Annotated in this window: 23 protein-coding genes; 17 read left to right on the top strand and 6 right to left on the bottom strand. The window is 60.8% G+C overall.

The window, feature by feature from the left end; translation table 11 throughout:
- Positions 1 to 122: 122 nt before the first annotated feature.
- From J3P88_RS24945 to J3P88_RS24935, 3 genes are all read right to left on the bottom strand, one after another.
- Positions 123 to 1,436 (bottom strand): MFS transporter, encoded by a 1,314-nt coding sequence (locus J3P88_RS24945; protein ID WP_186705435.1) that lies wholly within the window; start codon positions 1,434 to 1,436, stop codon positions 123 to 125.
- Between the two features lie 407 nt (positions 1,437 to 1,843).
- Positions 1,844 to 3,085, bottom strand: a complete 1,242-nt coding sequence (locus J3P88_RS24940) for an HlyC/CorC family transporter (protein WP_186728980.1) — start codon at positions 3,083 to 3,085, stop codon at positions 1,844 to 1,846.
- 12 nt (positions 3,086 to 3,097) lie between these two features.
- Positions 3,098 to 3,910, bottom strand: a complete 813-nt coding sequence (locus J3P88_RS24935; RefSeq protein WP_053118690.1) for a cytochrome C assembly family protein — start codon at positions 3,908 to 3,910, stop codon at positions 3,098 to 3,100.
- Between the two features lie 196 nt (positions 3,911 to 4,106).
- Between J3P88_RS24935 and ffh the strand changes: the two genes are divergently transcribed.
- From ffh to J3P88_RS24880, 11 genes are all read left to right on the top strand, one after another.
- Positions 4,107 to 5,483 carry a signal recognition particle protein gene (gene ffh / locus J3P88_RS24930; RefSeq protein WP_003198085.1) on the top strand — a complete coding sequence of 459 codons (1,377 nt, stop codon included), beginning with the start codon at positions 4,107 to 4,109 and terminating at the stop codon, positions 5,481 to 5,483.
- Positions 5,484 to 5,734: 251 nt separating this feature from the next.
- Positions 5,735 to 5,986, top strand: a complete 252-nt coding sequence (gene rpsP / locus J3P88_RS24925) for a 30S ribosomal protein S16 (RefSeq protein WP_003198088.1) — start codon at positions 5,735 to 5,737, stop codon at positions 5,984 to 5,986.
- Between the two features lie 5 nt (positions 5,987 to 5,991).
- Positions 5,992 to 6,528: a ribosome maturation factor RimM gene (gene rimM / locus J3P88_RS24920; protein WP_186705437.1), complete on the top strand. Its 537-nt coding sequence runs from the start codon at positions 5,992 to 5,994 to the stop codon at positions 6,526 to 6,528.
- Entirely contained in the window at positions 6,510 to 7,283 is a 774-nt protein-coding gene (gene trmD / locus J3P88_RS24915; protein WP_170845966.1) for a tRNA (guanosine(37)-N1)-methyltransferase TrmD, read from the top strand. The genes rimM and trmD overlap by 19 nt, the downstream gene beginning before the upstream one ends.
- Positions 7,284 to 7,328: 45 nt before the next feature.
- Positions 7,329 to 7,679 carry a 50S ribosomal protein L19 gene (gene rplS, locus J3P88_RS24910; RefSeq protein WP_003175895.1) on the top strand — a complete coding sequence of 117 codons (351 nt, stop codon included), beginning with the start codon at positions 7,329 to 7,331 and terminating at the stop codon, positions 7,677 to 7,679.
- A 133-nt stretch (positions 7,680 to 7,812) separates the two neighbouring features.
- Complete coding sequence (gene xerD / locus J3P88_RS24905; RefSeq protein ID WP_207966394.1) at positions 7,813 to 8,709, top strand: site-specific tyrosine recombinase XerD; 897 nt, start codon at positions 7,813 to 7,815, stop codon at positions 8,707 to 8,709.
- Positions 8,710 to 9,020: 311 nt separating this feature from the next.
- On the top strand, positions 9,021 to 9,752 hold the full coding sequence (locus J3P88_RS24900) for a DsbC family protein (protein WP_186705439.1): 732 nt from the start codon (positions 9,021 to 9,023) through the stop codon (positions 9,750 to 9,752).
- A 132-nt stretch (positions 9,753 to 9,884) separates the two neighbouring features.
- Positions 9,885 to 11,189: a homoserine dehydrogenase gene (locus J3P88_RS24895; RefSeq protein WP_186705440.1), complete on the top strand. Its 1,305-nt coding sequence runs from the start codon at positions 9,885 to 9,887 to the stop codon at positions 11,187 to 11,189.
- A gap of 102 nt (positions 11,190 to 11,291) precedes the next feature.
- The gene (gene thrC, locus J3P88_RS24890) at positions 11,292 to 12,701 is read left to right on the top strand and encodes a threonine synthase (RefSeq protein WP_434572168.1); all 1,410 of its coding nucleotides are present in this window, start codon (positions 11,292 to 11,294) and stop codon (positions 12,699 to 12,701) included.
- Between the two features lie 120 nt (positions 12,702 to 12,821).
- Positions 12,822 to 14,210 carry a transporter substrate-binding domain-containing protein gene (locus J3P88_RS24885; protein ID WP_434572166.1) on the top strand — a complete coding sequence of 463 codons (1,389 nt, stop codon included), beginning with the start codon at positions 12,822 to 12,824 and terminating at the stop codon, positions 14,208 to 14,210.
- A gap of 162 nt (positions 14,211 to 14,372) precedes the next feature.
- On the top strand, positions 14,373 to 14,660 hold the full coding sequence (locus tag J3P88_RS24880; RefSeq protein WP_186705443.1) for a DUF3509 domain-containing protein: 288 nt from the start codon (positions 14,373 to 14,375) through the stop codon (positions 14,658 to 14,660).
- A gap of 474 nt (positions 14,661 to 15,134) precedes the next feature.
- Here J3P88_RS24880 and J3P88_RS24875 read toward each other — a convergent pair whose 3' ends face one another.
- A complete protein-coding gene (locus tag J3P88_RS24875; RefSeq protein ID WP_186705444.1) occupies positions 15,135 to 16,334 on the bottom strand; it encodes a CaiB/BaiF CoA transferase family protein in 1,200 nt (399 codons plus the stop codon).
- Between the two features lie 146 nt (positions 16,335 to 16,480).
- Here J3P88_RS24875 and J3P88_RS24870 point away from each other — a divergent pair, with 146 nt between their 5' ends.
- The 3 genes from J3P88_RS24870 (at position 16,481) to J3P88_RS24860 (ending at position 20,354) form a co-directional block, all read left to right on the top strand.
- The gene (locus J3P88_RS24870; RefSeq protein ID WP_122568769.1) at positions 16,481 to 17,023 is read left to right on the top strand and encodes a YaeQ family protein; all 543 of its coding nucleotides are present in this window, start codon (positions 16,481 to 16,483) and stop codon (positions 17,021 to 17,023) included.
- A 158-nt stretch (positions 17,024 to 17,181) separates the two neighbouring features.
- Positions 17,182 to 18,891 carry a single-stranded-DNA-specific exonuclease RecJ gene (recJ, locus tag J3P88_RS24865; RefSeq protein ID WP_186705445.1) on the top strand — a complete coding sequence of 570 codons (1,710 nt, stop codon included), beginning with the start codon at positions 17,182 to 17,184 and terminating at the stop codon, positions 18,889 to 18,891.
- 356 nt (positions 18,892 to 19,247) lie between these two features.
- Positions 19,248 to 20,354 carry an NADH:flavin oxidoreductase/NADH oxidase gene (locus J3P88_RS24860; RefSeq protein ID WP_434572162.1) on the top strand — a complete coding sequence of 369 codons (1,107 nt, stop codon included), beginning with the start codon at positions 19,248 to 19,250 and terminating at the stop codon, positions 20,352 to 20,354.
- Between the two features lie 202 nt (positions 20,355 to 20,556).
- On the opposite strand, the gene J3P88_RS24855 is transcribed toward J3P88_RS24860, so the two are convergent.
- On the bottom strand, positions 20,557 to 22,185 hold the full coding sequence (locus J3P88_RS24855) for a glucan biosynthesis protein D (protein ID WP_434572160.1): 1,629 nt from the start codon (positions 22,183 to 22,185) through the stop codon (positions 20,557 to 20,559).
- A gap of 363 nt (positions 22,186 to 22,548) precedes the next feature.
- Here J3P88_RS24855 and J3P88_RS24850 point away from each other — a divergent pair, with 363 nt between their 5' ends.
- The 3 genes from J3P88_RS24850 (at position 22,549) to J3P88_RS24840 (ending at position 23,541) form a co-directional block, all read left to right on the top strand.
- Positions 22,549 to 22,734: a hypothetical protein gene (locus J3P88_RS24850; RefSeq protein ID WP_186705448.1), complete on the top strand. Its 186-nt coding sequence runs from the start codon at positions 22,549 to 22,551 to the stop codon at positions 22,732 to 22,734.
- Between the two features lie 160 nt (positions 22,735 to 22,894).
- Positions 22,895 to 23,140, top strand: a complete 246-nt coding sequence (locus J3P88_RS24845; RefSeq protein WP_186705449.1) for a type II toxin-antitoxin system PrlF family antitoxin — start codon at positions 22,895 to 22,897, stop codon at positions 23,138 to 23,140.
- On the top strand, positions 23,140 to 23,541 hold the full coding sequence (locus J3P88_RS24840; RefSeq protein ID WP_434572158.1) for a type II toxin-antitoxin system VapC family toxin: 402 nt from the start codon (positions 23,140 to 23,142) through the stop codon (positions 23,539 to 23,541). The genes J3P88_RS24845 and J3P88_RS24840 overlap by 1 nt, the downstream gene beginning before the upstream one ends.
- Before the next feature lie 63 nt (positions 23,542 to 23,604).
- On the opposite strand, the gene J3P88_RS24835 is transcribed toward J3P88_RS24840, so the two are convergent.
- Positions 23,605 to 25,029: a gamma-aminobutyraldehyde dehydrogenase gene (locus J3P88_RS24835; RefSeq protein WP_434572156.1), complete on the bottom strand. Its 1,425-nt coding sequence runs from the start codon at positions 25,027 to 25,029 to the stop codon at positions 23,605 to 23,607.
- Positions 25,030 to 25,104 lie beyond the last annotated feature (75 nt).

The raw sequence follows: 25,104 nt of genomic DNA, 5'->3' as shown, positions 1-25,104 counted from the left end.
AGATGGGGCAGGTGGGGGGTGGTTTCAATGGTGGGGGATTGTTAACGGTTATTTCATTGGTGGCCGTTCAGGCTGGCGACAGGTTGGCGTGGCGAGGCGCGGGGCCTCGCCACGGGCCCGGCCTAGGCGACCCGATTCAAGTCGTTATGACGAGTTTCCTTCAAGCACAACACCGCTATGACGCTGAGCAGCGCGGCCGCTGAAACATAGCCTCCGACATAGCTCAAGCCGCCCATCGCCACCAGTTTCTGGGCGAAGAATGGCGCGGCCGAGGCGCCGACGATGCCGCCCAGGTTGTAGGCTGCCGAGGCGCCGGTGTAGCGCACATGAGTCGGAAACAGTTCCGGCAGCAAGGCACCCATGGGGGCGAAGGTCACCCCCATCAGGAACAGCTCGATGCACAGGAACAACGCCACGCCGCCCGTGGAACCATGGGTCAGCAAGGGCTCCATGAGGAATCCCGAGGCAATCGCCAGCAGGCCGCCAATGATCAGGATCGGTTTGCGGCCGTAGCGGTCGCTGGCCCAGGCGGACAACGGGGTCGCAGCGGCCATGAACAGCACGGCAAAGCACAACAGGCCCAGGAATGTTTCGCGACTGTAGCCGAGGGTGGACACGCCGTAGCTCAGGGAGAATACCGTCGAGATGTAGAACAGCGCGTAACACACCACCATCGCCGCCGCGCCCAGCAGCGTTGGCGCCCAATACTGGCTGAACAGCTCGACCAGCGGCACCTTGACTCGCTCCTGGCGGGCCACGGCATTGGCGAACACCGGGGTTTCGTGGAGCTTGAGGCGCACGTAGAGGCCGACGATCACCAGCACGGCGCTGAGCAGGAACGGAATTCGCCAGCCCCAGGAGCGGAATTGCTCGTCGTCCAGGCTCATGGCCAGGGTCAGGAACAAGCCGTTGGCCGCCAGGAAGCCGATGGAGGGCCCCAGTTGGGGGAACATGCCGAACCAGGCACGCTTGCCTTTAGGGGCGTTCTCGGTGGCAAGCAGCGCCGCGCCGCCCCATTCGCCGCCCAACCCCAGGCCTTGGCCGAAACGCAGCACGCACAGGAGGATCGGTGCCCAGGCGCCAATACTGGCATAGCCGGGCAACACGCCGATGAGCGTGGTGCACACGCCCATCAGCAGCAAGGACGCCACCAATGTGGACTTGCGCCCGATCCGGTCGCCGAAATGGCCGAACAGCGCCGAACCCAGCGGACGGGCGAGGAAGGCGATGCCGAACGTCAGGAAGGACGACAGCATCTGTGCCGTGCCTGAGGTTTGCGGAAAGAACACTGGCCCGATCACCAGGGCCGCAGCCGTGGCGTAGACGTAGAAATCGTAGAACTCGATGGCGGTGCCGATGAAGCTCGCGGTCGCCACGCGAGTGGCCGAGTTGGTCGGCTGGGCAGTCACTGCCTCGTTGCAGGTAGCGGTCGTCATGCGGTTATCCCTGACAGTCATATGCTCCGTTGGAGCGAATTATTATGGTCGAACCCCCAGGGATGTGGGCGGGTATCCCGTCGCTGTTTCGGGTAGGAACAGTCCCAGGGTTGCTGCGGATCTTGCCGATGGTCTGGCCGGAACCAGCCAAGTGCGGGGTAGGCACGGGGTTCGGGCGGGGCTGGGTAAGCGGGTTGAGTATAGGAAGGGGGCTAATGAATCAACAAGTGAGCCCGTACACAATATTGAAGGGTGCGCTGAGCTTTTTGTGGCGAGGGAGCTTGCTCCCGCTGGGCTGCGAAGCGGCCCTGAAACCATATCACTCGGTGTATCAGGTAAGTTGGGGGCTGCTTTTGGGGCTGCTGCGCAGCCCAGCGGGAGCAAGCTCCCTCGCCACGGTGCGGTAATTAGAGGACTGCGGGCACCGAGCTGTTATGCCACGCCAGCACCTGGCTGACGCGGTTGTCCACGGTCTCGATGATTTCCAGCCGATAACGGCCGATCTTCAGGCAGACCGGACTTTCGGGAATGGTTTCCAAGGCTTCGGTCACCAACCCATTGAGGGTCTTGGGGCCGTCGCAAGGCAGGTGCCAGCCCAGGGTCCGGTTCAATTCGCGGATCGACGCCGCGCCATCGATCATCAGGCGGCCGTCGGGCTGGGGATGAACGTGGGGATTGTCGAGGCTGTGCTCGCTCTCGAATTCACCGACGATTTCTTCGAGGATATCTTCCAGGGTGACAATACCCAGCACTTCGCCGTATTCGTCCACCACCATGCCCAAGCGCCGCTGCTGCTTGTGGAAATTCAACAGTTGCAGCTGCAGTGGCGTGCTTTCGGGCACGAAGTAAGGCTCGTGGGAAGCGGTCAGCAGCGCTTCCTTGGTCAGGCTCGCGTCCGCCAGCAAATGACGGATCTGGCGGGTGTTGAGCACCGCTTCGACCTGGTTGATGTCACTGTGAAACACCGGCAGGCGGGTACGCCGGTTCAGGCGCAGCTGTTCGATGATGTCGCCGATGGGGTCGTCGAGGTTGATCCCATCGACCTCGCTACGGGGTACGAGGATATCGTTGACGGTGATGTTGTCCAAGGCGTGGATGCCGGAAATCGGATGCAGCCGGCTGCTGCCGTGCTCGGATTCCTGCTCGCTACGCGGTGGCGCGGGCATTTCGTCGTCGCTCTGCTGCACCATGCCGGGCTTGCGAGCGAAGGGGCGCAGCAACAACTGGCTGGCGCTATTCAGCAACCAGGCAAACGGGTAGAGGATCTTCAGCGGTATGCCCAGCAAGGTGTTGCCCAATGCCAGCACCGCGTCGGGCTGACGGCTGGCCAAGGTGCGCGGCAGGTAGTCGGCGAACACCAGCAGGGCGGCGCTGGTGCCGAGCCAGGCGACCCACGGGCCGTTTTCCAGCCAGGTAAAAATGGCCAGCAACGTGCCGATGACCACGGCCAGGGCGCGACAGAGGGTATTGCACAGGATCAGGCTGGCCAGCGGGAAGGTCAGCGCCGCCAGCGGTCTGTCACTGGCGCGCGAGGCTGTGCGCTGGGCCAGCAGGTATTGCTGGGCGGCTTCGATGGCCGTGAACAGGGCCGACCAGAGGATCAGCACCACCAGCACGGCGAACAACGGCGCTACGGGCAACGTATCCATCAGGGCCGTCCGTCAGATATGCAGGATGTATTCACGAACCAGCTTGCTACCGAAGTACGCCAGCATCAGCAGGCAGAAACCGGCCAGGGTCCAGCGAATCGCTTTGTGTCCACGCCAGCCGAGGCGGTTGCGGCCCCACAGCAGCACGCTGAACACGACCCACGCCAGGCACGCCAGCAAGGTCTTGTGCACCAGGTGCTGGGCGAACAGGTTCTCGACGAACAGCCAGCCGGAGATCAGCGACAGCGACAGCAGGGTCCAGCCGGCCCAGAGGAAGCCGAACAACAGGCTTTCCATGGTTTGCAGCGGCGGGAAGTTGCGGATCAGCCCGGACGGGTGCTTGTGCTTGAGCTGGTGATCCTGCACCAGCAGCAACAAGGCCTGGAACACGGCGATGGTGAACAGGCCGTAGGCGAGGATCGACAGCAGGATGTGGGCGAGGATGCCTGGCTCTTCGTCGATGATCTGCACGGTGCCCGACGGCGCGAACTGCGCCAGCAGCACCGTGGCCAGCCCCAGCGGGAACAGCAGCACCAACAGGTTCTCCACCGGGATGCGCGAGCAGGCCAGCAGCGTCAGGGCGATCACGGCGACGGCGATCAGGCTGGCGGCGTTGAAGAAATCCAGGCCCAGGCCGATCGGCGTCATCAGGTGGGTATAAAGGCTGGCCGCGTGGCCGAGCACGGCCAGCACGCCAAGCGTGACCAGCAGGCGTTTGTTCGCCTTGGCGCCGGTGGCCAGGCGTGTGCCTTGATAGAGGGTCGCAGCGGCATAAAGGCAAGCGGCGGCGAGGGTGGCAAGCAAGCTGGGTGACAAGGGGAGCATAAATCCTGTTAGGCAAGCCCGAAAGTCGCTGAGTTTGGCATAGAACCCCCTCCACACGAAAGACCACTGCAAGGTGTACGCCGCACGCTTCTTCGCTATAATCCGCGACCTGCCCACGCCGCAGGCTCGCCGAGCACATTTTTCACGGTCTGGGCCGCCATTATCCCGGTCTCATCTGGGCCTGAAAGGATCGCGCATGTTTGAAAACCTAACCGACCGTCTCTCGCAGACGCTGCGCCATGTCACCGGCAAGGCGAAACTGACCGAGGACAACATCAAAGACACCCTGCGCGAAGTGCGCATGGCGTTGCTCGAAGCCGACGTCGCCCTGCCGGTGGTCAAGGACTTCGTCAATTCGGTCAAGGAACGCGCCGTCGGCACCGAAGTGTCGCGCAGCCTGACGCCGGGCCAGGCGTTCGTGAAGATCGTCCAGGCCGAGCTCGAAAGCCTGATGGGCGCCGCCAACGAAGACCTGAACCTCAGCGCCGTACCGCCAGCGGTCGTGCTGATGGCCGGCCTGCAAGGCGCGGGCAAGACCACGACAGCCGGCAAGCTGGCGCGCTTCCTTAAAGAGCGCAAGAAGAAGTCGGTGATGGTGGTGTCGGCGGACATCTACCGTCCGGCGGCGATCAAGCAACTGGAAACCCTGGCCAACGACATCGGCGTGACGTTCTTCCCGTCCGACCTGAGCCAGAAGCCGGTGGACATCGCCCAGGCGGCTATTAAAGAAGCAAAACTGAAATTCATCGACGTGGTCATCGTCGATACCGCCGGTCGCCTGCACATCGATGAAGAGATGATGGGCGAGATCAAGGCGCTCCATGCCGCGATCAACCCGGTGGAAACCCTGTTCGTGGTCGATGCCATGACTGGCCAGGACGCGGCCAACACCGCCAAGGCGTTCGGTGACGCGCTGCCGCTGACCGGCGTGATCCTGACCAAGGTCGATGGTGACGCCCGTGGCGGTGCCGCGCTGTCGGTACGTGCCATCACTGGCAAACCGATCAAGTTCATCGGTATGGGCGAGAAGAGCGAAGCGCTCGAGCCGTTCCACCCCGAGCGTATCGCCTCGCGCATCCTCGGCATGGGCGACGTACTCAGCCTGATCGAGCAGGCCGAGCAGACCCTCGACAAGGACAAGGCCGACAAACTGGCCAAGAAGCTGAAGAAGGGCAAGGGCTTCGACCTCGAAGACTTCCGCGACCAGCTGCAACAAATGAAGAACATGGGCGGCCTTGGCGGCCTCATGGACAAACTGCCGAACATCGGTGGCGTGAACCTGGCGCAGATGGGCAATGCCCAGGGCGCGGCTGAAAAGCAGTTCAAGCAGATGGAAGCCATCATCAACTCCATGACCCCGGCCGAGCGCCGCGACCCTGAGCTGATCAGCGGTTCGCGCAAGCGCCGCATCGCCATGGGTTCCGGCACCCAGGTGCAGGACATCGGCCGTTTGATCAAGCAACACAAGCAGATGCAGAAGATGATGAAGAAATTCTCCGCCAAGGGCGGAATGGCCAAGATGATGCGCGGCATGGGCGGTATGTTGCCCGGCGGCGGCATGCCGAAAATGTAAAGAATCTGCGCCGGCTGTCATGTCGGCGTTGCCCCGCACGGATGCGGGGATCTCCAGCAAACCCGCGCTACGTGGGAGCTGACCTGCCGTTTTTCATGACGGCTCTATGGCAAATCTTGATCGCATGGCGCCAGGCGCCGGAAAAAGACATTTGCAAAAGTCCGGATATTCCTTAGAATATGCGGCCTTTCGGGCACCTATGCCCGCTGTGCATTTAGATTTGCAGCACCGACTACAGGAACGATGTTCACATGCTAACAATCCGTCTTGCCCTTGGCGGCTCCAAAAAGCGCCCGTTTTACCACCTGACCGTAACCGACAGCCGCAACCCGCGTGACGGTTCCCACAAGGAGCAGGTTGGTTTCTTCAACCCTGTTGCCCGTGGTCAGGAAGTTCGTCTGTCCGTGAACCAAGAGCGCGTAGCCTACTGGCTGAGCGTTGGTGCACAACCTTCTGAGCGCGTTGCTCAGTTGTTGAAGGAATCGGCTAAGGCTGCGGCCTGAGCAATATGAACGCGACGCCAAAAGATGCCGGTGATTTGATCGTTGTCGGCAAGATCTATTCTGTACATGGCGTTCGCGGCGAAGTGAAGGTGTATTCCTTTACTGATCCGATCAAGAACCTGTTGGAGTACAAAACCTGGACGCTCAAGCGCGAAGGTAGCGTGAAACAGGTGGAGCTGGTCAGCGGACGCGGGAACGACAAGTTCCTGGTCGCAAAGCTCAAGGGTCTCGATGATCGTGAAGAAGCACGTCTTCTGGCCGGTTATGAGATCTGCGTGCCGCGCAACCTGTTCCCTGAACTGACCGACGGCGAGTACTACTGGTACCAGCTGGTGGGTCTGAAGGTCATCGACCACCTCGGGCAATTGCTCGGGAAAATCGATCACCTGCTCGAGACCGGTTCGAACGATGTCATGGTGGTCAAGCCTTGCGTCGGCAGCCTGGATGATCGCGAACGCCTGTTGCCCTATACCGAGCAATGCGTGTTGGCCGTCGACCTTGCCGCAGGCGAGATGAAGGTGGAATGGGATGCGGATTTCTAAACGTGGCTAATTTGCGCGTTGAAGTCATCACATTGTTTCCCGAGATGTTTTCCGCCATCAGCGAGTACGGCATAACCAGCCGCGCGGTGAAACAGGAGCTGTTGCAGCTCACCTGTTGGAATCCGCGGGACTACACCACGGATCGACATCACACTGTGGACGATCGCCCGTTTGGCGGTGGTCCGGGCATGGTGATGAAGATCAAGCCCCTGGAAGATGCGCTGGTTCAGGCCAGGACGGCAGCCGGGGAGGGTGCGAAGGTGATCTACCTGTCGCCCCAAGGCCGCCAGCTGACTCAGTCGGCGGTACGCGAGCTGGCGAATTCGGATGCATTGATCCTGATTGCCGGCCGTTATGAAGGCATTGACGAGCGTTTCATTGAAGCTCATGTCGATGAAGAGTGGTCGATTGGCGACTATGTACTGTCTGGCGGCGAGCTGCCGGCGATGGTCCTGATCGATGCGGTTACACGACTGCTGCCTGGAGCTTTAGGGCATGCAGATTCCGCCGAGGAAGATTCCTTTACGGATGGTCTGCTGGATTGCCCGCACTACACCCGACCGGAGGTGTATGCGGATCAGCGTGTTCCCGACGTGTTGCTAAGTGGCAACCACGCGCACATCCGGCGTTGGCGTTTACAGCAGTCCCTTGGTCGGACCTATGAACGACGCGCCGATCTTCTGGAAAGCCGCTCGCTTTCTGGAGAAGAGAAGAAGCTGCTCGAGGAATACATCCGCGAGCGGGACGATAGTTAACAACGTATCGATGGTGAGTCCGACGACTTGCCTTAGGAGCACAGCATGACTAACAAAATCATCCTTGCACTCGAAGCAGAGCAGATGACCAAAGAAATCCCTACCTTTGCCCCGGGCGACACCATTGTCGTTCAGGTGAAAGTGAAGGAAGGCGACCGTTCCCGTCTGCAAGCGTTCGAAGGCGTCGTTATCGCCAAGCGTAACCGTGGCGTGAACAGTGCATTCACCGTTCGTAAAATCTCCAACGGTGTCGGCGTAGAGCGTACTTTCCAGACCTACAGCCCGCAAATCGACAGCATGGCTGTCAAGCGTCGCGGTGACGTACGTAAAGCCAAGCTGTACTACCTGCGTGACCTGTCGGGTAAAGCAGCTCGCATCAAGGAAAAACTGGCTTAAGTCCAGCTTCCGATGCAAAAAAAAGCAGCCTGCGGGCTGCTTTTTTGTTGCCTGCGATTTGTGCTTTGAGCACCCTGCATAGCTTCGTTTCCATTTTTGATGCCGTGTGTGCCCGCATCTTTCAAGAGTCTTTATGCCAGCCATCGATCATCCACTGATAGACCAGTTTCTCGATGCCCTGTGGCTGGAGAAGGGGCTGTCCGATAACACCCGCGGTGCCTACCGCAGCGATTTGGCACTGTTTAACGGTTGGTTGCAGGAAAATAACCTGGAACTGATCAATGCCGGCCGGGAGTTGATCCTCGATCACTTGGCGTGGCGCCTGGAGCAGAACTACAAACCGCGCTCGACGGCACGGTTTCTCTCCGGCTTGCGTGGGTTCTATCGCTATTTGCTGCGGGAAAAGCTCATCGCGGTGGATCCGACCTTGCGCGTGGAAATGCCGCAGCTGGGACGTCCGCTGCCCAAGTCCCTGTCGGAAGCCGATGTGGAGGCGTTGCTGGCGGCGCCCGACCTCAGTGAGGCCATCGGCCAGCGCGACCGGGCCATGCTGGAAGTCTTGTACGCCTGTGGCCTGCGTGTCACCGAGCTGATCAGCTTGACGCTGGAGCAAGTCAACCTGCGCCAGGGTGTGCTGCGGGTAATGGGCAAGGGCAGCAAGGAGCGCCTGGTGCCGATGGGCGAGGAAGCGATTGTTTGGGTCGAGCGTTATATGCGCGATGCCCGTCATGAACTGCTGGGTGGGCGTCCCAGCGATGTGCTGTTCCCCAGCCTGCGCGGCGAGCAGATGACCCGCCAGACCTTCTGGCACCGCATCAAGCACCAGGCCAAGGTGGCCGGGATCAACAAATCCCTCTCGCCCCACACCTTGCGTCATGCCTTCGCCACACACCTGCTCAACCACGGCGCCGACCTGCGGGTGGTGCAGATGCTGCTTGGCCATAGCGACTTGTCCACCACCCAGATCTACACCCATGTGGCTCGGGCACGGTTGCAGGACTTGCATGCCAAGCATCATCCTCGCGGCTGAATGAAGTCCCCTGTGGGAGCCTTTGGGAGCAAGCTTGTGGGAGCAAGGCTTGCCCGCGATGAACGATAACGCGGTGTAGTTGTTACACCGCAGCGTGGCCATCGCGGGCAAGCCTTGCTCCCACAGGTAGCTTCCACAGGTAGCTCCCACAGCACAGTTCCACAGGGCAGCCTCCAGCAATGTCTTGCGTCAGCGGCATTCGGTCACGCCAGCCTTCTGTGGTAGGCTTTGTCGGTTTGCACAGTGGGCGGTTGGAACCCGAATCTGCGGGTCGGCGTTTCCCGTCTCATTTGTTCGCCTCAGGAGTCCCCATGCGTTTGATCCAGATGTTCACCGCCGCCGCCATTGCGTTGGCCAGTACCTTTGCCATCGCCGATGACGCGGCCGACAAGGCTATCCGCAAAAGCCTGGAAAACCTTCAGCTCGACGTGCCGATCGACACCATTTCGGCCAGTCCCATGGCCGGCCTGTATGAGGTCAAGCTCAAGGGCAGCCGCGTGCTTTATGCCAGCGCCGACGGCCAATACATCGTCCAGGGCAACCTGTTCGAGCTCAAGGACGGCAAGCCGGTCAACCTCACCGAGCTGACCGAGCGCCAAGGCATTTCCAAGTTGATCAACGGCATTCCGGTCGCTGAAACCGTGGTTTATCCGGCCATCGGCGAAACCAAGTCCCACATCACCGTGTTTACCGACACCACCTGCCCGTATTGCCACAAGCTGCACGCCGAAGTGCCGGAACTGAACAAGCGCGGCATCGAAGTGCGTTATGTGGCATTCCCGCGCCAGGGCCTGGGCTCGCCGGGTGATGAGCAGTTGCAGGCGGTCTGGTGCTCCAAGGACAAGAAAGCGGCCATGGACAAGATGGTCGACGGCAAGGAAATCAAGGCCGCCCAGTGCGAGAATCCGGTTTCCAAGCAGTTTGCCCTCGGACAGTCAATAGGTGTGAACGGTACGCCGGCGATTGTTTTGGCCGATGGTCAGGTAATTCCGGGCTACCAGCCAGCGCCACAAGTGGCCAAACTGGCCCTCGGCGCGAAATGATCATGGGCGATCCGCTTTTGAAGATCACGGCTCGGCGAAAACTTTCGTCGGGCCGTTAAACACAGAGTCGCGTTGCTGCGCGGCTGTATTTCACGGCCGACCTTGCGTCGGCCGTTTCATGGGGAGTCAAGAGTGAATCCGGTCAAAGTAGGCATCTGTGGGTTAGGTACCGTCGGTGGCGGCACCTTCAACGTACTTCAGCGCAACGCCGAGGAAATTTCTCGTCGTGCCGGGCGTGGGATCGAAGTGGCACAAATTGCCATGCGCACGCCAAAGCCTCAGTTCCAGACGACCGGTATTGCGATTACCAACGATGTGTTCGAAGTGGCCACGAACCCTGAGATCGACATCGTCATAGAGCTGGTGGGCGGCTATACCGTTGCCCGCGAGTTGGTACTCAAGGCCATCGAGAATGGCAAGCATGTGGTCACCGCGAACAAGGCGCTTATCGCTGTTCACGGTAATGAGATTTTCGCCAGGGCCCGCGAGAAGGGTGTGATCGTGGCGTTCGAAGCCGCCGTGGCCGGTGGCATCCCGGTGATCAAGGCGATCCGCGAAGGCCTGTCGGCCAACCGTATCAACTGGGTCGCGGGGATCATCAACGGCACCGGCAATTTCATCCTCACCGAGATGCGCGAGAAGGGTCGCACCTTCGAAGACGTGCTCGCCGAAGCCCAGGCCCTGGGCTACGCAGAGGCTGATCCGACGTTCGACGTGGAAGGCATCGACGCCGCGCACAAGCTGACGATCCTGGCGTCCATTGCGTTCGGTATTCCGTTGCAGTTCGACAAGGCCTACACCGAGGGCATCACCAAGCTGACCACCGCGGACGTGAACTACGCCGAAGCCCTGGGCTATCGCATCAAACACCTGGGCGTGGCGCGCAGCACCGCCAGCGGCATCGAGCTGCGCGTGCACCCGACGCTGATCCCGGCCGACCGCCTGATCGCCAACGTCAACGGCGTGATGAACGCGGTGATGGTCAACGGCGATGCCTCTGGCTCGACGTTGTTCTACGGCGCTGGCGCGGGCATGGAGCCGACGGCTTCTTCAGTCATTGCCGACCTGGTGGACGTGGTTCGCGCCATGACCTCCGACCCGGAAAATCGCGTGCCGCACCTGGCCTTCCAGCCAGACTCGTTGTCGGCTCACCCGATTCTTCCGATCGAGGCGTGCGAAAGCTCCTACTACCTGCGCATCCAGGCCAAGGACCATCCGGGCGTGCTGGCCCAAGTGGCGAGTATCCTCTCGGAACGCGGCATCAACATCGAGTCGATCATGCAGAAGGAAGTCGAGGAACACGACGGCCTGGTGCCGATGATCCTGCTGACCCACCGTGTGGTCGAGCAGAACATCAACGACGCGATCGCGGCGCTGGAAGCGCTCCAGGGTGTCGTTGGGCCGGTGGTCCGTATCCGCGTTGAACATTTGAACTAAGCAGCTACAAGCTTCAAGCTGCAAGCTCCAAGTCAAAGCAGATCCGCTTTTACTTGCAGCTTGTAGCTTACAGCTCGCAGCTCAAACCGAAGGTTTGCCCCTATGCGCTATATCAGCACCCGCGGCCAGGCACCGGCCCTGAATTTCGAAGATGTCCTCCTGGCCGGCCTGGCCACGGACGGCGGTCTCTATGTGCCGGAAAACCTGCCGCGTTTCACCCAGGAAGAAATCGCTTCCTGGGCCGGCCTGCCGTATCACGAGCTGGCGTTCCGGGTCATGCGCCCGTTTGTCACCGGCAGCATCCCGGACGCCGATTTTAAAAAGATCCTGGAAGAGACCTATGGCGTCTTTTCCCACAATGCCATCGCGCCGCTGCGTCAGCTCAACGGTAACGAATGGGTCATGGAGCTGTTCCACGGCCCGACCCTGGCGTTCAAGGACTTCGCCCTGCAACTGCTCGGTCGCCTGCTGGACTACGTGCTGCAAAAGCGTGGCGAGCGCGTGGTGATCGTCGGTGCCACCTCTGGCGACACCGGTTCGGCGGCCATCGAAGGCTGCAAGCATTGCGAGCACGTCGACATTTTCATCCTGCACCCGCACAACCGGGTCTCGGAAGTGCAGCGTCGGCAGATGACGACCATTTTTGGCGATAACATCCACAACATCGCCATCGAAGGCAACTTCGATGACTGCCAGGAAATGGTCAAGGCCAGCTTCGCCGACCAGAGCTTCCTCAAGGGCACGCGGCTGGTGGCGGTGAACTCGATCAACTGGGCGCGGATCATGGCCCAGATCGTCTATTACTTCCATGCGGCCCTGCAGCTGGGCGGTCCGGCCCGTTCCGTATCGTTCTCGGTGCCGACCGGCAACTTTGGCGATATCTTCGCCGGGTACCTGGCGCGCAACATGGGCCTGCCGATCAACCAGTTGATCGTCGCCACCAACCGCAACGACATCCTGCACCGCTTCATGAGCGGCAACCAGTACGTCAAGGAAACCCTGCACGCCACGCTGTCGCCTTCGATGGATATCATGGTGTCGTCGAACTTCGAACGCCTGCTGTTCGACCTGCACGGTCGCAACGGCGCGGCGATCGCCGGCCTGATGGACAGCTTCCGGCAGGGCGGCGGTTTCAGCGTCGAGCCTGAGCGCTGGACCGAAGCTCGCAAGTTGTTCGACTCCCTGGCCGTGGACGATGAGCAGACCTGCGAAACCATCGCCGAGGTGTTCGAGCAGAGCGGTGAGTTGCTCGATCCGCACACGGCCATCGGTGTCAGGGCCGCTCGTGAGTGCCGTCGCAGCCTGGACATCCCAATGGTGATCCTGGGCACGGCTCACCCGGTCAAGTTCCCGGAAGCGGTGGAGAAAGCTGGTGTAGGAAAAGCGCTCGAACTGCCTGCGCATCTTTCTGATTTGTTTGAGCGAGATGAGCGATGCACCGTGTTGCCCAACGACTTGAAAGCCGTGCAGGCCTTTGTCAGCCTGCATGGCAATCGCGGCAAGCCACTCTGACCGCTTAAATCTGTCACATTTTGAAGCCCGTCTCCTGACGGGCTTTCTTGTTTATGCATGCCAAACTGGCCGGGTTTTCGCCCTTGGAGGGATGGGCGAGTCATCTCGAAGGAAATGCAGATGTCGTTTTTTATCAAAGGCAAGCCAGCCCTGGGCTGGGTAATGGTTCTGGCCCTGATGTACTGGACGCAGGGAGGCGGTGCGGCGCCGCTGAGCGCTTTCGAAACGCCACCGCGCAACCCTGGCGAACGGCTGGTGCTGGACGCGCAAGAGTTGAAGTGGGTCAAGGAGAACCCCCGGGTCATCGTGGCCACCATGCAGTTTCCGTTGTACTTGTTCAAGAATGAGCAGGGACAGTGGAGTGGGTTGAACCACGATATTCTCCAGCGTATCGCGCACCTGAGCGGCCTCGAGTTCGTGCATCGGGAGTCGTTCTCCCCCGGTGAGTTGTTGACGATGCTGGAGAATGGCGAGGCCGACATGACGACCCTGCTGGCGATGAATGAAGAACGTCGGGATTTCCTCGGTTTCAGCCATGCGTTCGGTGGTTTCGGCTGGGTATTCGTCGGCCGAGACGGGGAATCGTCCCTTCATTCGCTGGGGCAGCTCGAAGGGAAAGTCCTGGCATTACCGGCACGCCATGCATTGGAAGCGGAAATCCGGCGCGATTACCCGACGATCACATTACGCACGACCAAGACCTCTGGCGAGGCACGGGCGCTGGTAGAGAGTCGGGAAGCCTTCGCCACTATCGAAAATGAAACCGGGGTGCATCTCTATCCGGCCGGGCAATTGCAGGTCGGCAGCGGCCTTGAGGGCAAGTGGGAACCGGATTACCTGGCGGTACGCCAGGACCTGACCGTGTTGCTGAGTATCTTGAATAAAGCCCTGGAAGCCTTCCCGGCCGAGGACATGCGTGCGCTGCGTTCGAAATGGTTGTCCGGCACGACCCCAGTCCAGGCGCCCACGATCTGGACGCGGATGTCCAGCTGGGGTTACTGGTGTGTGACCGTGGTCGTGGTGTTTGGCCTCTTGTCCCTGCTGTGGAACCGTCGCCTGCAGATACAGATCGACCAACGCCTCAACGCCGAAGCGGTCCTCAAGGATCAGTTGATGCTCCAGCGGGCCTTGATGGATGCCATTCCCGACCCGATTTTCATCCGTGATCTGGAAGGCCGCCTGATCATGTGCAACAAAAGCTATGAAGAGCAGTTCGCGACCCGCTTCGAAAAACTGCGGGGCACGCGGCTGACCGACTCGGCATCATTCCCGCCGGCCACCGCCGAGCTGCTGCATGGGGAAGTGATGGATCAATTGCGCACCGGCCAGTCTCGGTTCGTCGACCGGCAATTGATGTTCAGCGGCGGATTGCGGGAAATCTATCATTGGTCGGTGCCGTTCTATGGGGCCGATGGGCACCTGCGTGGCATTCTGGGGGGCTGGACCGATGTCGGGCGCCGGTGGCGCCGTTGCGACAGGGGCTTGGCTGTGCCGGCCGTCAGCCCCTAACGGCGCCCGGAGAAGGCTGTTGTTTGACTGTCATATTGGACGCGCATGCTCGGTTGAACAGGTTGAGGCGTGCCGGTTCGGTGCGCTGACGAACTTTCTGCTGCGGCCCACGGTCATTGACTGTGTACATGCAGTTGTTTCGGACTATTGAAGGGTGAGCGAATGGAAAGTATCAGCCTATTGCTGAATGAAGCCTTGAGCCCGTACCAGGTCTCGCTGACTCCCTCCGGTGCCAAGGGCGAATGCCGGGTAACGCTGAGGAATGCCAGCGGGAGCATCATCGTCGAGCGAGTGTTCAATCAGGCCCAATTGGCCGACAAGCGTCAGTTGACCGACGTGGTCGATGGCCTGCATCGCGATGTGCTGATTGCCGAGGGTCGCCTCGAGCCCTGTGTGATTGCGGCATTGCGCAATCTGGCGCGCGACAAGGTCATGGTCGCGGCGAATTGACCGGGTTTTGTGGGAACCTTCCTACGTCCTGATGAGTCAGACCTTTTACCAGCAAGAGCAAGCATTGTGCTCCGGTGCTTGTCGCTTGTTGTACTAACCATGATTGGTTACGTTTAACCCCGAGTCGTCTCCCCACTTCTCGGGGTTTCTTTTTGCCCGGCTTTTATGTGTTTAGCGTGTTCTGTCAGGCCCTGGTGGAGCTTTTGTGGGCCCAACTGTGGGAGCGAGCCTGCTCGCGATTGCGGCGGCACATTCAGCATTGATGCAAGCAGACACACCGCTATCGCGAGCAAGCTCGGCTCCCACAGGGATCGGCGGCGGACACTGATCTTATAAACGACCCAAAACCTGTGTGGGAGCGAGCCTGCTCGCGATTGCGGTGTGCCAGTCAACATCAAGTCGTCTGACCCGCCGCAATCGCGAGCAGGCTCGCTCCCACAGTTTGATCTTCAGTGACTGCCCCCTTGCGGTCCGTCAAATGGCCCCGTCGCTACGCAGCTTGGCGATCTGCTGCGCGTCGTAGCCCAGTTCGCCGAGCACCTGGGCATTGTGTTCACCCAATGCCGGCCCGACCCATTCGGAGGTGCCCGGGGTGTCGGAGAGTTTCGGTACGATTCCTGGCATCTTGAACGCCTTGCCGTCCGGCAGCTTGGCCTGCAGGAACATTTCACGGGCCAGGAATTGCGGGTCGCTGAACATGTCTTCGGCGCTGAAGATCCGGCTGGCCGGTACCCCGGCCTGGTTCAGTTGGTCGATAACGCTGTCGAGCGGCAGCCCGTTGACCCAGCGATCGATGACGCCGTAGAGCTCATCGCGCCGGCTGTCACGGCCATCATTGCTGGCCAGTTGCGGGTCATTGGCCAGGTCGTCACGCCCGATGATCTGCATGAAGCGCTTGAAGATCGCATCGCCGTTGGCGCCAATCTGCACGTGCTTGCCGTCGGCGCTGGTGTGGATGGACGAGGGGGTGATGCCGGGCATGATGTTGCCGGTGCGCTCGCGGATGAAGCCGAACACGTCGAACTCCGGCACCATGCTTTCCATCATGGCGAAAATCGCCTCGTACAAAGCCACGTCCACCACTTGCCCGGTTCCGCCGTTGACCTCGCGGTGACGCAGGGCCATCAACGCGCCAATCACGCCCCAAAGGGCGGCGATGGAGTCGCCGATGGAAATCCCGGTGCGCACCGGCGGGCGGTCTTCGAAACCGGTGATGTAGCGCAGGCCGCCCATGGATTCGCCCACCGCGCCAAACCCCGGCTGGTCTTTCATCGGCCCGGTCTGGCCAAAGCCCGAAAGCCGTACCATCACCAGCTTCGGGTTCAGTGCATGCAGAACATCCCAGCCCAGGCCGAGCTTTTCCAACACGCCGGGGCGAAAATTCTCGATCAGGATGTCGGCTTCTCCGATCAGTTTCTTCAGGATCGCCAGGCCTTCAGGGTGCTTGAGGTTCAAGGTCAGGGACTTTTTGTTGCGTGCCTGGACGAACCACCACAAGGATGTGCCTTCATACAGCTTGCGCCATTTGCGCAGCGGATCACCGCCATCGGGGGATTCGACCTTGATGACGTCGGCACCGAATTCGCCGCAGATTCGCGAGGCGAAGGGCCCGGCGATCAAAGTGCCGAGTTCGATGACTTTGACGCCGGCAAGGGGTTTGGCAGTAAGCGACATGACGGATCCTGTAGGACAAAGCAGAACGGATAGAGCGTTTTATCATAGGCCAGGGCCGGTCGCCGCAGGTTGATGGTCGGCAATTCGTGGATTGCCCGCGTCATCGGTTAGACTTGCCGCCTTTCCTCGTATCAAGAAGCCCGTTCATGGCCCAGCCGTCCACGACCTACAAGTTTGAACTGAACCTCACCGACCTCGACCGCAATGTGTACGAGAATGTGAAGCAGACCATCGCCCGCCACCCTTCGGAAACCGAAGAGCGCATGACCGTGCGCCTGCTGGCCTACGCGTTCTGGTACAACGAGCTGCTGGCGTTTGGTCGTGGTCTGTCAGACGTCGATGAGCCTGCGCTGTGGGAAAAAAGCCTGGATGACCGGGTGCTGCACTGGATCGAAGTCGGTCAGCCGGATGCCGATCGCCTGACCTGGTGCTCGCGCCGGACCGAGCGCACCAGCCTGCTGGCCTACGGCAGCCTGCGGGTGTGGGAAGGCAAGGTGATTCCGGCGGTCAAGAACCTGAAGAACGTCAACATCGCCGCCGTGCCCCAGGAAGTGCTCGAAACCCTGGCCAAGGACATGCCCCGGGTGATCAAGTGGGATGTGATGATCAGCGAAGGCACGATTTTCGTGACTGACGACCGTGGCCAGCATGAAGTCCAGCTCCAATGGTTGCTGGGCGAACGCGGTTGAGCCATTGACAGGTATTGAGTGAACTCATTGTGGCGAGGGAGCTTGCTCCCGCTTGGGTGCGCAGCGCCCACAATCAAGGGGGCCGCTACGCAGCCCAGCGGGAGCAAGCTCCCTCGCCACGGTCCAGGACCAAAAAGTAGAGAAATATCCGTCCCCCCATGCGTATAGAACCCCGCCAACTGCCCGACACCCTACCGTTCCTCGGTGACCTGCCGCCCCTGTTGACCCGCCTGTACGCAGCACGCGGCGTGCAGTCCGAGGCCGAACTGGACAAGAGCCTGGCGCGCTTGATTCCGTTCCAGCAGCTCAAGGGGATCGACGCCGCGGTGGATCTGTTGGTGACGGCGCTGGAGCAACGCCAGCGGATCCTGATCGTCGGGGATTTCGATGCCGATGGCGCGACGGCCAGCACGGTGGGCATGTTGGGCTTGCGCCTGCTGGGTGCGGCCCATGTCGATTACCTGGTGCCCAATCGCTTCGAATATGGCTATGGGCTGACCCCGGAAATCGTCGAAGTCGCCCTGGCCCGCGAACCGCAATTGCTGATCACCGTGGATAACGGCATTTCCAGTGTGGAAGGCGTGGCGGCGGCGAAAGCGGCGGGGCTTCGGGTGCTGGTCACCGACCACCACTTGCCGGGCCTCGAATTGCCGGCGGCAGACGCCATCGTCAATCCGAACCAGCCGGGCTGCGAGTTCCCGAGCAAGGCCCTGGCCGGTGTCGGGGTGATTTTTTATGTGCTGATGGCGCTGCGGGCGCGTCTGCGCAGCCTGGGCTGGTACGCCAGCACCCCTCAGCCGAACATTGGCGAATTGCTCGACCTGGTGGCCCTGGGCAGCGTGGCCGACGTGGTACCGCTGGACGCGAATAACCGGATCCTGGTGCACCAGGGCCTGGAACGGATTCGCGCCGGACGCGCCCGGCCCGGCATCAAGGCGATCCTGGAAGTGGCCAAGCGCGACGCAGCGCGGATTACTTCCACTGATCTCGGATTTATCCTCGGGCCGCGTCTGAATGCGGCCGGGCGCCTGGACGACATGAGCCTGGGCATCGAATGCCTGCTCACCGACGACCCGGCCCTGGCGCGGGAAATGGCGGCGCAACTGGACGGCATGAACCAGGACCGCAAATCCATCGAGCAAGGCATGCAGCGTGAAGCCCTGGCCCAGCTCAAGGACCTGCCGGTGGAGTCGATGCCATTCGGCTTGTGCCTGTTCGATCCGCAGTGGCACCAAGGGGTGATCGGCATCCTCGCCTCGCGGATGAAAGAACGTTATTTCCGGCCGACCATCGCCTTTGCCGACGCCGGCGACGGCTTGCTCAAGGGCTCGGGGCGCTCGGTGCCGGGCTTCCACATTCGCGATGCGCTGAGCGTGGTGGCGGCGCAGCATCCGACGCTGATCAGCAAGTACGGCGGTCACGCCATGGCGGCGGGGCTGACGCTGCCGGAGGCGAATTTTCCATTGTTCGCCGAAGCGTTCGATGCGGAAGTGCGCCGGCAACTGCGCGAAGAAGACCTGACCGGCCGGCTGTTGTCGGATGGCACCCTGGCGGTGGAGGAGTTTCATCTGGAACTGGCCCGGGCGCTGCGGCATGCCGGTCCCTGGGGCCAGCATTTCCCGGAGCCGATGTTCCATGGCGTGTTCCAGTTGGTCGAGCAACGCGTGGTGGGCGAACGGCACCTGAAGGTCATCCTCAAGAGCGAATGCGGCTCGGTGAAGCTCGACGGCATTGCCTTCGGCATCGACCGCGAGATCTGGCCCAACCCTACCGTGCGCTGGGTGGAGCTGGCCTACAAGCTCGACCTCAACGAGTTCCGCGGCCAGGAAACGGTGCAGTTGATGATTGCCCATATCGAGCCGCGGTAGGCGATACGCCGATCGGCCTTTGTGGCGAGGGAGCTTGCTCCCGCTGGACGCGACAGCGTCCCCTTGCAATGTGATGGCTGGAACTCAGGGGGCCGCTTCGCAGCCCAACGGGAGCAAGCTCCCTCGCCACGAGATGCAAGCAGCCTTGAGCGAACGTCGTTGCGTCACACCGTCGGTTTTTAAGTTCTGAACCCTCCGTGCTCGCGGGTTGTCGACTAGGCTCTAAGCACTGCTTGATAGCCCTTGTGACGTCTTGTCGAATTTTTTGCCCGCGGGGGCGGGAGTTGTACCTTTTGTCACTCGTCGACTGTTCAAACAGAACCCTGGAGCCTGCCCACTGATTCGAGAGGTGCCCCATGAGTCTGCTGCTGGAACCCTATACCCTTCGCCAATTGACCCTGCCCAATCGCATCGCGGTATCGCCGATGTGCCAGTATTCGAGCACCGATGGCCTGGCCAACGATTGGCACCTGGTGCACTTGGGCAGCCGCGCCGTGGGCGGTGCCGGCCTGGTGTTCACCGAAGCCACCGCCGTGACCGCCGACGGTCGCATCACCGCCCAGGACCTGGGGCTGTGGAACGATGAACAGATCGAACCCCTGCAACGCATCACCCGGTTCATCACCGCCCAAGGCGCCGTGCCGGGCATCCAACTGGCCCATGCCGGACGCAAGGCCAGCACCTGGCGACCCTGGCTGGGCAAACATGGCAGCGTCAAACCGGCGGACGGCGGCTGGGTGCCGATCGGCCCGTCGCCGATTGCCTTCGATCCGCAACACACCCAGCCGGTGCAGTTGGACGAAGGGCAGATCGCCGATCTGATCCAGGCCTTCGTGGAGGCGGCCAAGCGCGCCCTCACGGCCGGTTTCAAGGTGGTCGAGGTCCACGCGGCCCATGGCTACCTGCTGCATCAATTCCTGTCGCCGTTGAGCAATCAGCGGCGCGATCAATACGGCGGCTCGTTCGAAAACCGTATCCGGCTGGTGCTGCAAGTCACCGAAGCGATCCGGGCGGTATGGCCTGAAGAACTGCCGGTCTTCGTCCGCGTCTCCGCCACCGATTGGGTCGAGGATGGTTGGAACCCGGATGAGACCGTGGAACTGGCGCGGCGCTTCAGGGCGCTGGGTGTGGACCTGATCGATGTGTCATCGGGCGGCACGGCCGCCAATGCGGAAATTCCCACCGGCCCGGGTTACCAGACACGTTTTGCCGAGCGGGTGCGCAAGGAGTCGGAAATCGCCACCGGCACCGTCGGCATGATCACCGAACCGGCCCAGGCCGAGCACATCCTGCGCACTTGCCAGGCCGACATCATTTTCCTGGCCCGGGAATTGTTGCGTGATCCGTACTGGGCCTTGCATGCCGATGATGACTTGGGCGGCCGCAAGGCCACGTGGCCGGCGCAATACCAGCGGGCCACCCATCGGGACCAGCCGATTCATGAGTCGGATTTGCGGGACTGAGGGCCTGATAAAACAGGAAGCCCCGGTCGATTGGCCGGGGCTTTTTTTGTTTTATCTGGAGTCGTTGGTGCTTGTACTGCCGCCTTCGCGAGCAAGCCCGCTCCCACAGGGATTGGATGTGGCTCACAAACTCTGTGGATAACACAAGCCCACTGTGGGAGCGGGCTTGCTCGCGAAGGCGTCATCCCTGACGCAGAAAGGCTCAGGGATACTTACGCTTATCCGGCGCCGGCGGGAAGTACTGGTACAACCAGGTCTCGCTCAAGGTCCGGTCCTTGCTGCGAATGAACAGGCGCATCTGTACCGGGTCCACACGGTCGTCGGTCGGGTACCAATCGAAGGTGATGCGATAGCCCTTGATCGCATCCAGCACCAACACGTTGAAGTCCTTCACTTCGCCGTGGGAGCAGGTCACCACCGGTTCGATGCCGGTGCCCGGCGGCAGTTGGTCGAGGCCACCGCCGCTGAAGTCCACGGCGAAACGGCGTGCCCAGACGGTCGGGTAATGCTCGCCCGGTGCCCAACCTTCGATGAAGCCGCCCATGCCTGAACGGGTGGCGTCGACATGGGCCAGGTCGGTGCTGACCGGCGGCAGGGCGCTCCAGTAGAGCTTGTAGCCATAGTTCAGCGAGTCACCGGCGGCCACCGGTTTTTTCGGCGTCCAGAACGCGACGATGTTGTCCAGGGTTTCGCCGGTAGTCGGAATCTCCAGCAGGTCGACCGAGCCTTCGCCCCAGGCCGTCGTCGGTTCGACCCACAGGCTCGGACGCTTGCTGTACCAGTCCACGGTGTCCTGGTAGCTGGCAAAGTCGTGATCGGTCTGCACCAGGCCGAAGCCTTTTGGGTTCTTGTCGGCGAACGCATTGAATTGCAGGGTGGCGGGGTTGTTCAACGGACGACAGACCCACTCGCCGTTGCCGCGCCACATGGCCAGACGGTCGGAGTCGTGGATTTGCGGGTGAATGGTGTCGCACATGCGCCGCTCGACGGTGCCGCAACTGAACATGCTGGTCATGGGGGCGATGCCCAGTTGCTCGATGGCGGTACGGGCGTTGACGTGCGCGTCGATCTCCATCACCACCTGGGTCGGCTGGCAATCGATGTCGAACCGATAGGCACCGGTAGCACTGGGGGAGTCGAGCAGGGCGTAGACCACGAAGCGGGTGCTGTTCTTGTCCGGGGTTTCGAACCAGAATTTAGTGAAGTCCGGGAATTCCTCGCGCTTCTTGGCGTAGGTGTCGATGGCCAGGCCGCGGGCCGACAGCCCGTACTGGCCACTGGCGTCCACCGCGCGGAAATAGCTCGCGCCCAGGAACGAAACGATGTCGTGCCGATCCAGCTCCGGCGCCTTGAAGACGCGAAAGCCGGCGAAGCCCAGGTCACCCGTCAATTGCGAGGTGTTGACCGTGGTTTTCTCATAGTTGAACAGCTCCGGACGGAAGTGCACCTCACGGGCCATACGTGTCTTCGGATCGACGCTGTACATGCGCACCGGCTGCTTGAAGCCCATGCCGACGTGGAAAAACTGTGCATCCAGTTGCCGCCCGTCCAGATCATTCCATAACGAATGGTTGACGTCGTACTGGATGGCGTTGAACTGCAGCGGCGACATCTGGGCCAGGGTCGGTGGCAGGACTTGCTTGGTGTCGACGTAGCGGCTCTCGGCCAGCCGCTTGGCCTGTTCCTTCAAACCGTTGAAGTCGAAGGGACGGGCTTCGCCGTCGGCGGTCTGTTCGGCGGCCCAGGCGCGTGCGGCCATGAGCCCGGAGGCCGATAGCCCGGTGTAGGCGGCGAAGGCCATGGAGGCCTTGAGCAGATTCCTGCGGTGCATAAATACAACCTTTCTCGAAACAGCCCCGAGCCGATCCTGGCCACAGCGACTGATAAAGGAGTTCGGACATGCCTTTGGCCAAACGCGACGAACGTTAGAACAGATGCCTGAGAGCTGGATCGGTTCACCGAGGCGCAAAATCATAGGGGAAATACAGGCTTGGAGAGATAGGAAAGCGTGGCATGGTTAAATTTTCTTACAGTTATTTCTTTTTTTATGCCGATTCCCTGTTTTTTTGACTAATTACTCTAAAACTCCCTTTTCACGCTTTGAATCCTCCCTATTCTTTAGCGTGACAGACGATCCAACCCGGGTTTCAGACGGCGCTATCAGGTCAACCTCGACGTACAGAAGGACAAATTCATGACAAAAATACAGGGCATCACCGAAATGCTGGGGATCTTTCCAGGGCTGACCCACCCGCGCAGGACACGCCGGCTCAGCCTGGAAGAAATGAGATTGGTCGAGCGTTATCGGGAGTTGTCGGAAAACGACCGCATCGCCATGCGTTACCTGGTGGATGCGATGCGCAGTGTTTCGCGGTTTTGACCAGAGACCCTGCAGCCTTTAAATGGCCTCGCAATTTTCCTACCAACGAGTGGGAATTTTCAAACGAGGCCAAGCACATCGGCCTACCGTCAGCGGCGGTTGCAGGCCTGAGCGTGAAGTATTACTTTTCTATGCGAGGTAATACTTTGAGGAGAATACAATGCCGACGACTATGACCAGCAAAGGACAAGTCACCATTCCCAAACCCATTCGCGACGCGCTGCACTTGATTCCTGGCTGTGCGGTAGAGTTCAGCATCAATGCACAGGGCGAGGTAGTGCTGCATGCAGGTAAGCCCGGAACAGCCGAGGCAGCTATCGGTGATCGCTTTGAAGCTGTCCGTGGCAGGGCGGATATCAAATGGCGCACAGACGATCTAATGGCCCTGTTGCGTGGTGAAGACTGATGATATTGGTCGATACCAACGTCTTGATCGATGTGCTGGAAGATGATCCGGTTTGGGCTGATTGGTCCATCGAGCAGATGCGTGCCCAATCCAAAATTCACAATTTGGTAATCAATCCAGTTATTTATGCTGAACTGTCCCAGACATTTTCTACCTTCGAAGCGTTGGATGAGGTTGTCGAAGAGATGGGGCTGCTAATGCAGGAGGTACCTCGTCCAGCGTTGTTTTTGGCAGGGAAGGCTTTTGTGCGTTATCGAAAGGTGGGCGGTGGCAAAAATAATGTGCTCGCCGACTTTTTCATCGGTGCCCATGCAGCTGTCAAGCGTCTTCCTTTGCTTACACGTGATGCGAAGCGTTACCGAAGTTATTTTCCTTCGGTGCAGTTGGTGGTGCCATCGTGAGGTGCGCTTCACCACGACCAATATCGTCCCCTTGGTCGTGGTGTAATCGCAATTAGCATTGGCTCAATGCTTGAACATCACATGCCGCACCACCGTGTAATCCTCCAGTCCATACATGGACATGTCCTTGCCATAGCCGGAACGTTTCTGACCGCCATGGGGCATTTCGCTGACGAGCATGAAGTGAGTGTTCACCCAGGTGCAGCCGTATTGCAGGCGTGCCGACAGGCGATGGGCACGGCCGATGTCGGCGGTCCATACCGATGAGGCCAGGCCGTAGTCCGAATCGTTGGCCCAGGCCAGCACTTGCGCTTCGTCGAGGAACGGAGTGACGGACACCACCGGCCCGAAGACTTCCCGGCGGACAATTTCGTCATCCTGCTGGGCGTCGGCCAGCACCGTCGGTTCGAAGAAGAACCCGTTGCCGTCCACGGCCTTGCCACCGGTGATCAGGCGGATATGCGGCTGGGCGATGGCCCGCTCGACGAAGCCGGCCACACGGTCGCGGTGCTGGGCGGTGATCAGTGGGCCCATCTCGGTGTCTGGTGCGGTTTGCAGGCCGTATTTGATGCTGCCTACCGCGGCGCCGAGTTTCTCGACGAACCGGTCGTAGATACCTTGCTGGGCATAGATGCGGCAGGCGGCGGTGCAGTCCTGGCCGGCGTTGTAGAAACCGAAGGTGCGGATGCCTTCCACGGCCGCGTCAATGTCGGCGTCGTCGAAGATGATCACCGGGGCTTTACCGCCCAGTTCCATGTGCATGCGCTTGACGCTGTCGGACGTGCTGGAAATGATGTTCGAGCCGGTGGCGATGGAGCCGGTGAGCGACACCATGCGCACTTTCGGGTGAGTGACCAGCGGGTTGCCGACGGTTTGCCCGCGTCCGAAGATCACGTTAAGCACGCCGACGGGGAAAATCTCCGACGCCAGTTCCGCCAGGCGCAACGCCGTCAATGGGGTCTGCTCCGACGGCTTGAGCACCACGGTATTGCCGGCGGCCAGGGCCGGGGCGATTTTCCAGGCGACCATCATCAGCGGGTAGTTCCACGGCGCGATGGAGGCGATGACCCCCACCGGGTCGCGACGGATCATCGAGGTGTGCCCGGGCAGGTATTCGCCGCCCGCCGAACCGCTCATGCAGCGACTGGCGCCGGCAAAGAAACGGAACACGTCGGCAATCGCCGGGATCTCGTCGTTCAGCGCGGCGCTGAAGGGTTTGCCGCAGTTATCCGACTCCAGCTTCGCCAGCTCCTCGCCGTGGGCTTCGATGGCATCGGCCAGCTTGAGCAGCAACAAGGAGCGGTCCTTGGGTGGCATTTGCGACCAGGCTTCGAAGGCGTTGTCGGCGGCACGCACGGCGGCATCGACCTGGGCTTCGCTGGCTTCATTGATCTCCACCAGCACCCGGCCCAGCGCCGGGTTGAACACCGCCTGGCCAGGGCCTTCGCCGTTCACCAGATGGCCGTTGATCAGCAGTTTGGTTTGCATGTCCATGTCCTCTTGATTCTTGCTTTTGATCTGGGTGGGAGCGGGCTTGCTCGCGAAGGCGGCGTGTCAGTCGAC

It is taken from the genome of Pseudomonas sp. Z3-6 (assembly GCF_051131985.1).
In the GTDB taxonomy this organism is placed as follows: Bacteria; Pseudomonadota; Gammaproteobacteria; order Pseudomonadales; family Pseudomonadaceae; genus Aquipseudomonas; species Aquipseudomonas zanjanensis.
This window is presented reverse-complemented; position numbering and strand designations above follow the sequence as displayed.